We start from the raw sequence: 9,756 nt of genomic DNA on the forward strand, positions 1-9,756 counted from the left end.
TCCGCCGCTACATCATCTGGCGCAACAAGCATGCTGCCGACGACCGCCTCCGTGACGTGGTGAACAGGGCGAACGTTGCCTGATGCGGCACTAGTTCGTAGGTGACCCGCCGAAGCCTCGCCTTGAGCCCGCGCCGTTTGTCCTCAGGCAGCTCCCACGCCAGGTGAACGCGCAGCGGGAACTCGGCGCCGTCCTGCTCTCCGTCCTCCGGCCACTCGGGGAAGTACAGGCCGGGGTCCCAGGTGCGCAGTAGGACTCTGCCTTTCGCGGGATGCCAAGCCAGGGTGTAGACGGCGTCGCCAAGCAGGATCGCCGTTCGCTCGGCCTGCTGAAGGCGCAGCGGCAGCATTTCCTTCTCCGCCCAGGCTCTCAGCTTGTCCTGTACGGCCAGCGCCGCGACTGCCTCGGCGGTCGGCTCGTCGTCGGTGTGCTCTGCACCCGCGACACTGATGACCTGCTGGGAGCCGAGGAGGTAGCCGAGCGCGGTGTCGACCAGCTTGGAGGCGTCGCCGAGTTCCCTCCGTTCGATGCCCGCCTCGTCATCGCCAGTCACGGCGGCGACTTGGCCGGCCTGGTTGGAGTCGTACGCGGCCAGGAGCCGGTAGGCGGCCAGGCGTCGCAGGTCTTCGTCTGGCACCCAGGATCGGGTGAGTTCCGCCCAGGTGTTACGGCCCGGTCGGCGCGGGTCGGCCATGGCTGGTTTGTAGTCCAGCCAGCTCCAGACGTCGGTGATCAGCTCGCGCAGGCCCACAGTGCCCCTCCGGCAGTTGGCCCCGCGCCGCGCCTCCAGCCTACGAGACGTCTTCTACGCCGGACTTCCGCAGTTCCCAGTCCCTCGGGATCCGGAAATTCCCAGCAGCCGAGGGTTCCGCGGTCGAAGATTCCGTCATGAACAGCAACCTGCCGGATGATTGGTCCCCAGCGGACGATCCCTACTCAATCGCGCTCTCGGAATCGAGCTGGCTGCGTGCCACAGTCGCCTTGACCGTGGCACGCATGCACGGTGACGACGTCCAAGTCGGCTGGTTCAGCTCCCGGCAGATCGACGCACGAACACTGGTCGTCGCCCTGCGCCAGCTCCTCGCCGCGGTCAAGCTAGAACGGATCGCTCTGACAGACCTCGGCATGGATCCCGCGGTGGTCACCGCACTCCATGACGCCGAGCAGGTCTTCCTTGACGCCCTGCCGAACATCAAGCACATCCGCGACGGCCTCACTCACTTCGAGGACTGGGCCCGCGGTGGGGGCAGCGGGCCGCAGAAAGACGCCCGCAAGACTGCTGACCCGCGCGACGTGGCCCGCGACTTCTGGAGCTTCGGCTACGACCCGGTCACCGACACCGTCACTATGGGGCCGTTCAGCATCTCCGTCAGCGCGGCAGTCCCCGCCGCGGATGCACTGTGCACCGCGATCTACGCTGCGACGCGCGCCGTCGACCAGCGGAGCACAGCCGAACTACGGGACGAAGTCGTCCAGGCGCTGACAGACGCGGCGATTTCCTGTACTCCCCCTCAGGGCCCGGTCCTCGTCTCGCAGGGCGACGACACTCGGCTCTGGCTCTCCCTCAACCTCAGCAGCGTTCCAGACGCAGAACACAAGGAATTGGCGGAGCGCGTTACCGCGGCGATGAGTCACGCCGGGCTGCGACTGACGTCCTCCGCGTTCCCGGAAGCACAGGACATCGCTGCCCGCCTGGTCGCTGACGAGCCGCTGCGCGTGGAGAGGGACAGCCCGTAGATCAGCAAGTCCCCAGGCAGGTCACCAGGGGCCATATCCTCATGGGCCGTTTCCTCTTGGGGCCGTTTGCGGTCGTACGTCTGCCCTCGCCTGTTCAGCGGCGGCCGTCGAAGCGGTCGTCATCGGTGTCGGTGGGCAGGGTGTCGAGCTGGTCAGGGTCGGCCAGTTCAGTCAGTCCGTGCACGGCGGCGTCCATGCGGTCAGGGCTGTCCATTCCCTCGACCCAGGTCACCATCTGCCCTTCCAAGTCGGGGTATTCGCCGACGTGGTGCACGAGCTGCTGTTCGTACAGCTGCGCCACGGGGGCGGCCCGCAGGCGTTTGCCGACCTTGGCGGTGACCTCCAGGATCATGGGCATCAGGAGGCCCTTGGTGACGCCCTCGCGGCGCAGCTGCTCCCATGCCTGGGTGACGATCTGCCGCGCCATGTCGCCGCCGTAGTTCTTCTCGACCACGATCGCGTCGGCCTTGAGTTCGAGGGCGAGACGGCATGCGGCCAAGCCCCAGTCGTTGGCGCCCATAGATCCGGATCGGTCGGCCAGGACGTACAGTTGCCGGTCGAAGTCGCGGCCGACGCCGATGACGCCCGTCTCGTCGCCGACCGTGGACTCTCCGCCGGCGGGGTCGACGGCGACGACGATGCGCGCCATATCGAGGCCGGAGAACTGGACAGCGTTGATACGGGCGGTATCGATCCACTCCCGCCTCCAGACGCCTCCCTCCGGCGGACGGGGCTTCTACAAGTAGAGCGCGGCCCAGACGCGTTCGCCGACTCGCTTGCGGGTCTTGACGTGATGGGTGACGTCGAAGCGTTCGGGCCACAGCGCCTCGCCAGGAGCGCGGCCGAGCGGGTCGTCGAGGCTGTCGGCGATGGCGGGCAGGTCGATGACGCGCCAGGCGTCGCGCTCGGTGGCGAGGACGCGTCCGGCGAGGTCGTCTTCGTGCCATCGGGTCTGGATGAGGCAGATGGCGCCGACGGGTTCGAGTCGGGTCTGCAGTACGGAGGTCCACCAGTCCCAGGCGCGCTTGCGCATGGTGGGGCTGTCGGCGTCGGCCATGTCCTTCACCGGGTCGTCGACGATGGCGATGTGTGCGCCGCGTCCGGTGAGGCCGCCGCCGATACCGGCTGCGAGGAGGCCGCCTTCGCCACCGACGATGTCGAAGCGGTTGGCGGCCTGGCTGCCTGCCTTGAGCTGGATCCCGAGGTCGTCGCCCCAGGTGTTGATGGCGTCCCTGATCCACCGGCCGTGGTCGTCGGCCAGGTCGGCGGAGTAGCTGGCGATCATCATGCGGTGGCCGGGGTTGCGCCGCAGGTACCAGAGGGGCGCCCAGCGGGAGGCGCGTCGGCTCTTGCCGTGCCGTGGGGGCATGGTCAGCATGACGCGGTCGCATCGGCCTGCGGCCATGTCGATGAACGCCTGGTCGATGAGATCCAGGTGCGGGGCCTGCATCTCGCGCCCGCCGGTGAGGACGGCGGCGAGTGCACCTGGCGAGCGGTCCATGGCGAGTTTGCGTTCGACGCGCATCAACTCGGCGCGCAGCGTGGGCGATGCGGCCCGTGCGATGGTGCGGCGCTGCGCCGGTGGAAGGGTCTTGTAGTGGGCTATGACGCTTTCGTGGTCGCGCGGGGTCATTCGGCGTCCGGATCGGTGAGCGCGATCAGGGCATCGAGTTCGTCGACGGTCACGTTTTCGACCTGGACCGGTCCGCCGTCGGGGCCGGACAGTTCCGTGCGGACGGGCATGTCGAGGCCGAGCAGCCGTGCGCGGCGCTCCATGATCCGCAGGGTGCGGTCGATGGCGGCTAGGTCCTGGTCGCGGACGGCTTTCTTGTAGGCGACGAAGAACAGCCGGTCGAGGCGGTCGGCTTCCAGTGCGCGCAACTCGTCTACGTCGTCGTTGAGTTCGGCGCGGCGGTCGGCGAGTGCGGTGCGGACATCCCGGCAGGCAGCGTGAATCAGGGCCTCGTTGGTGGGCGGGTCCTGGTTCTTTCGGTACCGATCGACTCCGTAGCCCTGCGGGTAGGCGATGCCGTCAGAGTTGACGGTCGGGTCGGCGGCGAGCTTGCGGGCGATCGTCAACCAGTCCACGCCGGCGAGACGTAGATCGATGGCGTCCGAGCGGCGGCGCGCGATGGCCGCACGCGCGGCTTTGTCGGGGCGTCCCACGGCGGGGGTCCTTCACAGCTCGGGTGCGCCCCCGCGCCCGAGTCCATGATCCCACTTCGCTGCGGCTGGCCTGGTGTGGTGTCTGAGACCCGCGCTGGCGCCGGTCCGTATCCGCTCCTTCGTCAGAGGCCCGCGACCGGATGCCGCCCCACCCTGTTCACCCAAACGGCCTACTGCGGATGCATGCGGGTTCGATGGCGAGCAGGCTGGTCCAGTACGCGCTTTTGCGTGGTTGGTGCTTGCCAGTTCACGCGGGGGCCACGATCCACAGGCAAGGAGATTCAAGAGATGACCAGTCAGGCACAAAGGCAGAGTTACACGAAGGAGCAGCCGCTCGCACTGTGTGACTATGAGATTGTCCCGGCAAACGGGGCGAGCCCCCACATACAGGAGCTCGACCTGGATTCCACAGTCGCCAAGGTTTTCGGACTGGGGCAAACGCAAGATCTCGCTCCCACCGTAAATGCAGCGGTCAAGACGTGGGCGTTCACTGGCCAACTGTTCACCGCCGACCATCAGCCGGTGGGCACACTCGATAATCTGACAATCACGGCGATGAAACTGAACGACCCACAAACTGGCAGGCCGCTCGTCGTCGTCAACCTTGATTACCTGGCCACATCACATGGATGGCGTACCGGGCGGGGCCTCAACGGCGAACCCTACGGCATGACCAACAACGTGTTCTTCAGGAACAGCGCCGGCGGCTTGGTGTGGTCGATGTATCTCAGTGCCTTCCTTCTTGACTGCAACATGAACAGGTGGCACGTCACGCACGGGCAGGCTGACCGGTACAACGTGGCCTGGTTCGATGTGGCTGAAGCCGTGGCCCATGAGGTAGGGGGAACCATTTTCCGGTGCTGAACAAGCCCAGCCTCAGCGACGGTGACGAAACCCTCATCCACAGCACGGTAATGGGATTCATGACCCGCCATGGCGTACCGGGCGCCTCTGTGGCTCTCACTGACCAGGGCCGTCTGGTCTTCGTTAGGGGATATGGCGCTTCGGACCCGGCGACGAACGAACCCGTCACTCCGGGACATCTTTTCCGTATCGCCAGCGTCAGCAAGCCCATCACGGCCGTCGCCGTCTTCCGCCTGATCGAGCTGGGGCAACTCCGCCTCAGCGACGGCGTCCTCGGGTCGGCTGGCATCTTGGGCACCAGGTTCGGCACACAGCCCTACCGTCCAGGTATCGACCAAATCACCGTTCAGCATCTCCTGGAACACACCAGCGGATGGACACGGTCGCAGGACCCAATGTTCCAGCACCTTGAGCTGACGCAGGGGCAGCTTATTGACCGGATGCTGGACGCCGAGCCTCTCATGCACATGCCTGGGACGACCTTCGAGTATCTCAACTTCGGGTACTGCTTGCTGGGCCGGGTCATCGAAGCAGTGACCGGACTCCCTTACACGGACGCCGTCCGCCGACACGTGCTGAGCCGCTGCGGGATCACCGACATGCACATCGCAGGCGACACCCTGGCCGACCGGCGCATCAACGAGGTTATCTACCTGCAGCAGGGTGCAGTCAGCCCATATGGCATACGCATCTCCCGGATGGACGCCCACGGCGGCTGGACTGCATCGCCTACCGATCTGATGCGCTTCCTCGTACGCGTGGATGGCTTCCCCACCAAGCCAGACCTGCTGTCGGCGGGATCCATCACGACTATGTGCACACCGACAACCGCCGGCGCCAGCGGATACGCAAAAGGGTGGGCCACCAACGCGGCAGGCAACCGGTGGCACGCTGGCGATGTTCCCGGCACCGCATCGGTCATGGTCCGTACCAGCAGCGGAAAGGGATGGGCGGTGCTCGTGAACACCCGTAACGACGCTGAGCTCGACACGATGCGCACCGACCTCGACAGCCTCATGTGGACGATAGTTGACCACATCTCCGACTGGCCCGCGGTGGATCTCTTCTGAGGCAGAGTCTCATGGCTGACAAAAACCAAAGGCCAGCTACTCCTGAAGCGTCGCCGCCTCCTGGACGGTCGCGCAGGGTGAGCCAGGGGTGCACGTCGGGCACGACGGCTGGCTGTACGCCCCGTCGACGGTCGGCGATCACCTGCGGGACTAGGCCGCAGGCTTGCCGAGGAAGATCCGAACCTGGCCGCCATGTACCAGGCCCTGGCTGACACCTCCTGGTACATCAATGGCGACTTTCTGCTGAGTAGTTGTGCCCAGGCCGGATGCTGCTACACGGACCCCGCCGAGGTCAGATCAGTGACATCTGCTCGCCCTCGCCATGCCTCTTCGGCGGCACGTACTCGGGTGGAGCGTTCGGCGCTTTGCGCTCCGTCCGGAGCCACCAGGCGAACTGGTAGTTGCGGCAGGTGCGGAAGCGGTAGGACTTCCGGCGTGGTTCGCTCTCAGGGATGCTGTCCTCGCCCCATCCAGTGATAGGGCGAGCATTGTCGAGGCGCACGAACAAGCCGGGCACCAGGGCGGGCCCCTCCCACTGCTCACCCGGCGCACCTTCGAAGGCCAGGTGCGCGTTGTCGCTCCACTCCCAGGGGCTGGGCAGCGCACACAGGTACCAGGCCAGCGGCGGGTTGTGCTCGGGGAGTTCGACGGTCTGGTGCCGGCGGCTGATGTCGAGCCGGGAGCGGTCGGGCTGGCCGAAGCTGCGCAGACAGTGCTGGTCGAGGGCTACGTGCCGCACGCCTGCCAGCCACATAATGTGGTACCGAGTGCGTGATTCGATTTGCACCTGTATTCGCTGTGACATCCGTTCCCCATTTACCCGTTCAATTGACGAGAGATTCATTTCTCCCTACTACCAATTTTATCAAATTTCCCACCAATTCCAGATGCCTGTCATGCCTGAAACCATTCGGATAGGGCATGTTGAATTCCTCTTCGAATGCCTTCTCGTATTCCGCCTCGGGGAGCGCAATGGGGCGACGGCAGGTGGCCTTGATGTTGGAGCCACTGAGGTCGGTTACCTGAACGTCCTCGAAGTAGCGGCGGAGGAGGGGCTCCAGGGTCTCGGGGGTGTGGAATCGGAGCTTCTGCCATTTGCCCTTCACGAAGTTCATCTCGACGTTGTCCTCGTCGAGGAAGCTCATCTTCGTGGTGGCGGTCTGGGAGGTGACCCGCTTGGCCTGCTCGTCTCGGAGTTCGCGGGCGAGGTTGCGGGTGCCGAGGCACACGACTCCGTCCGCCGCACAGAGGGCGTTGACGGTGGTCATCACCCAGTGCTGGTATTCGAGGGAAGTGGTGGCGTTGACGACGGAGTCGAGGACCACCACGTCGTAGAGGCCGTTGGCCTGGATTTCCTTGTCGATGTCGCGGATCATGCCGACGACGGCGCGGATGTCGACGGCGTACGAGCCGTCCCGGCAGCGGTAGGGCTCGTAGTCGTGGATGTTGAAGCCCTTGGCGCGCAGGTGCTTGGCGTAGTCGCCGTACCCGGCGCCGAAGTCCACGACGCGGTGGGTGGGCTTGAGCCAGGGCGTGACGAGCCGGTCCCAGGTCTCGGAGCCGTAGGCGAGCTTTCCGGCCTTGGCCTTGGAGGAGAACTTGCGGAGCCTCTTGGGCTGCACGATGTGCTGGTTCCACACCGGGGCCTTGCTCTCGATGGCGGTCCAGTCGTAGACGCCGTACTCGCCGGTGAGGTCGGCGTGGAGTTGGGCGGCGTCGGCGGACGTGACGGTCCAGGCGAGAAGGTTGAAGCGGTTGATGGAGGCGACGACGGCGTATTCGGCGTTGAGGACGATGCGGCCCTGGTCGTCGATGACGACGCTGCCCCAGGGGCCGTGGCCGGCGGTCATGTGCCCGATGGCGTTGACGAAGGAGAGGTTTTTTCGTTCCGCGACCCGGATGGACTGCCATGGAATCCACGACCAGGCGCCGATGACGCCGGGCTCGGCGTAGACGATGCTGGCCTCGGTCTCGACTCGGTTGTGCAGCAGGTTGAACTGGATCTCGTCCTGCAACCTGCCCTTCGTGCCGAGCATGACAGCGGGCGTGTGCGTCAGGCCGATGGCCTGGAGGCCCTTGGTTCTCTGGTGGCCTGCGACCAGTGTGCCGTCGGCGTTGAGGATGACGGGCTTCACGACGCCGTGGCGGCGCAGTGACGCCTGAAGCCGGACGAACGCCTCGTCGCTGAGGCGGCGCGGGTTGTAGTCGGCGGGGCGAAGTCGGTCGAGCGGGTACGCCTCGTAGAACGTCGTGGTGGGGGCGCTGCTCATACCGCCTCGCCCTCGTCGTGGGCCTGCTGCAGGACGTGCCAGCCGAAGCCGAGGTCGCTGTTGGTGTCGTCCACGAACTTGGTGACGACCTTCTGAACGGAGCCAAGTCGAAGCCGACTGTCTCCCAACTTGCCGGTCTCGCACGGGCGTTGGACTTTCCGGTAGCTTACCTACTCCCCGGTTACAACGGCCTGACCTCCCTAATGGCCTACGAGAAGTACCCAGACGCCCGCGAGGCACTTCGACTTGTCCAGGACCTGGGCGAGGCCGGGGCTGCCGAACTTCTGGAGGCTGCGCGTGAGATCCGTCAGCGACACGGCCACAACGATCACGCCGTCCCAGAGGTGCCCGAGCCCGTTCATCCCGCTGCCGAACCACCGCGGCCAGGCCGGCGGAGGCGTCTCAGTTTCACTGAAGCAGCTGAGCGGGCCGTCTCTGATCTGGAAGGAACCTGAACCAAATGGACGGCGTCATCTTCGGCTTATGTGCTCTGTTCGGCTTAGCGGGCACCGTACTCTCTGCCCGAGAGGCCTGGCGCCAGCGCGCTCGAAACGAATACCGAATAGCCCGCTTCGCCCGCACCGTGGCGTTCGGCGTCTGCACCCTGGGCGTCCTCCTCGCTGTGCCGCCGATTGAGGACTTCGTCGAATCCGCGACCGGCATGAACAACGCGGCCAAGCTCGGGGCGCACTTCTGCGCGATCCTGTGGTGCGGCAGTCTTCAGCTCATGCTCGTGGACTGGTCGTACAACCAGGACGTATTGAAGGCGAGCCTGTACGCACGTATCGCCTTCGCAGTGTGTGTCCTCGCGTTGATGCTGCCGCTGTTCGTCAAGACCACCGATGAGAGCGTGGAGTTCACGACCGAATACGCCACGGTGCCAGGCGTCACGGTCTACCTCATGGTCTACCTGGCCTATGTGGCCATCACCTGCGGTGAGATCGCGTTCCTGTGCTCGGGGATGGCTCTCGTTGCCCGGCGGGGCGGACACTCCTGGTCGGCTCGCGGCCTCGGCATGTCGGCGACGGCCGCCCTTCTCGGCGTGGCCTACTCGGCCAGCAAGGGCTCATACCTGGTCACCCACTACCTGGGCCACCCGTGGCCGCTGCGTCAGGAGGAGGTCGTCTCGCCGCTCCTTGCCGGACTCGCCGTGATCTCACTTATCACCGGACTGACCATGGCCATGGTCGGCAGGCGGCTCGCCTCGCGCATAGCGGCCCCCTCAGCCACCTGACAAGTTGGACAGCTTGCGCCAGTGGAGGACGACACGCCCCGGCTCGACGGTCCGGACACCGCGGGCGCTCGCGGGAAACACCTCGACGCGTTCCAAGAGCAATATGGCGATGGCCTTCTTCGATGCGGTCGGCGCGGTGTTCCACCACCTCACCAGATCCTTGGCGTTACCCAGTGAGAAGTTGGCCATCTGCTCCGCGTAACGGAGCCGCGAACGCGCAGACTTCAGACTCGCCGTGATCTCACGATCGGCCGCCACGAACGAGTCGCCGCTGATCTGCCGCTGGCCGTAGAGCGTACCGGCTTCGGTCCGCCGCGCCACTAGTGCCGCATCAAGCTTCGTTCGCCCTGTCGTGATGTGTCGCCCAGTTGCTGCGTCGGGAAGTCCCAGAGGGCCAGAATGATCACGTGGCTGA

General features: G+C 65.7%; 11 protein-coding genes and 1 pseudogene. 5 read left to right on the forward strand and 7 right to left on the reverse strand.

Features of this window, described 5'->3' with window-relative positions; genetic code table 11:
* Positions 1-83: pseudogene (locus tag ACFYRY_RS42760) on the forward strand (transposase); the annotation flags it as partial.
* An 805-nt stretch (positions 84-888) separates the two neighbouring features.
* Complete coding sequence (locus ACFYRY_RS42765) at positions 889-1,737, forward strand: hypothetical protein (protein WP_389158882.1); 849 nt, start codon at positions 889-891, stop codon at positions 1,735-1,737.
* 94 nt (positions 1,738-1,831) lie between these two features.
* Here the strand turns inward: ACFYRY_RS42765 and ACFYRY_RS42770 are convergent, their stop codons facing one another.
* The 3 genes from ACFYRY_RS42770 to ACFYRY_RS42780 all read right to left on the reverse strand — a co-directional run bounded on the left by ACFYRY_RS42770 (position 1,832) and on the right by ACFYRY_RS42780 (position 3,903).
* Positions 1,832-2,386 carry a hypothetical protein gene (locus tag ACFYRY_RS42770; RefSeq protein WP_389158885.1) on the reverse strand — a complete coding sequence of 185 codons (555 nt, stop codon included), beginning with the start codon at positions 2,384-2,386 and terminating at the stop codon, positions 1,832-1,834.
* Positions 2,387-2,473: 87 nt separating this feature from the next.
* Positions 2,474-3,370: a terminase large subunit domain-containing protein gene (locus ACFYRY_RS42775; protein ID WP_389158888.1), complete on the reverse strand. Its 897-nt coding sequence runs from the start codon at positions 3,368-3,370 to the stop codon at positions 2,474-2,476.
* Complete coding sequence (locus ACFYRY_RS42780) at positions 3,367-3,903, reverse strand: hypothetical protein (RefSeq protein ID WP_389158891.1); 537 nt, start codon at positions 3,901-3,903, stop codon at positions 3,367-3,369. Before ACFYRY_RS42780 ends, ACFYRY_RS42775 begins: the two co-directional genes overlap by 4 nt.
* Before the next feature lie 288 nt (positions 3,904-4,191).
* Between ACFYRY_RS42780 and ACFYRY_RS42785 the strand changes: the two genes are divergently transcribed.
* Positions 4,192-4,767, forward strand: a complete 576-nt coding sequence (locus ACFYRY_RS42785) for a hypothetical protein (protein ID WP_389158894.1) — start codon at positions 4,192-4,194, stop codon at positions 4,765-4,767.
* Positions 4,761-5,837: a serine hydrolase domain-containing protein gene (locus tag ACFYRY_RS42790; RefSeq protein WP_389158897.1), complete on the forward strand. Its 1,077-nt coding sequence runs from the start codon at positions 4,761-4,763 to the stop codon at positions 5,835-5,837. Before ACFYRY_RS42785 ends, ACFYRY_RS42790 begins: the two co-directional genes overlap by 7 nt.
* A 292-nt stretch (positions 5,838-6,129) precedes the next feature.
* On the opposite strand, the gene ACFYRY_RS42795 is transcribed toward ACFYRY_RS42790, so the two are convergent.
* The 3 genes from ACFYRY_RS42795 to ACFYRY_RS42805 all read right to left on the reverse strand — a co-directional run bounded on the left by ACFYRY_RS42795 (position 6,130) and on the right by ACFYRY_RS42805 (position 8,235).
* A complete protein-coding gene (locus tag ACFYRY_RS42795; protein ID WP_389158900.1) occupies positions 6,130-6,576 on the reverse strand; it encodes a hypothetical protein in 447 nt (148 codons plus the stop codon).
* A gap of 85 nt (positions 6,577-6,661) precedes the next feature.
* Positions 6,662-8,107 (reverse strand): ParB N-terminal domain-containing protein, encoded by a 1,446-nt coding sequence (locus tag ACFYRY_RS42800; protein WP_389158902.1) that lies wholly within the window; start codon positions 8,105-8,107, stop codon positions 6,662-6,664.
* Complete coding sequence (locus tag ACFYRY_RS42805; RefSeq protein ID WP_389158905.1) at positions 8,104-8,235, reverse strand: hypothetical protein; 132 nt, start codon at positions 8,233-8,235, stop codon at positions 8,104-8,106. Before ACFYRY_RS42805 ends, ACFYRY_RS42800 begins: the two co-directional genes overlap by 4 nt.
* Positions 8,236-8,567: 332 nt before the next feature.
* Here ACFYRY_RS42805 and ACFYRY_RS42810 point away from each other — a divergent pair, with 332 nt between their 5' ends.
* Entirely contained in the window at positions 8,568-9,341 is a 774-nt protein-coding gene (locus ACFYRY_RS42810) for a hypothetical protein (RefSeq protein WP_389158908.1), read from the forward strand.
* On the opposite strand, the gene ACFYRY_RS42815 is transcribed toward ACFYRY_RS42810, so the two are convergent.
* The coding region (locus tag ACFYRY_RS42815) for a hypothetical protein (protein ID WP_389158911.1) at positions 9,330-9,756 on the reverse strand (427 nt) is incomplete at its 5' end. The two genes, ACFYRY_RS42810 and ACFYRY_RS42815, sit on opposite strands and share 12 nt — an antisense overlap.

Origin of the sequence: Streptomyces sp. NPDC005263 (assembly GCF_042872365.1) — a bacterium.
GTDB lineage: Bacteria > Actinomycetota > Actinomycetes > Streptomycetales > Streptomycetaceae > Streptomyces.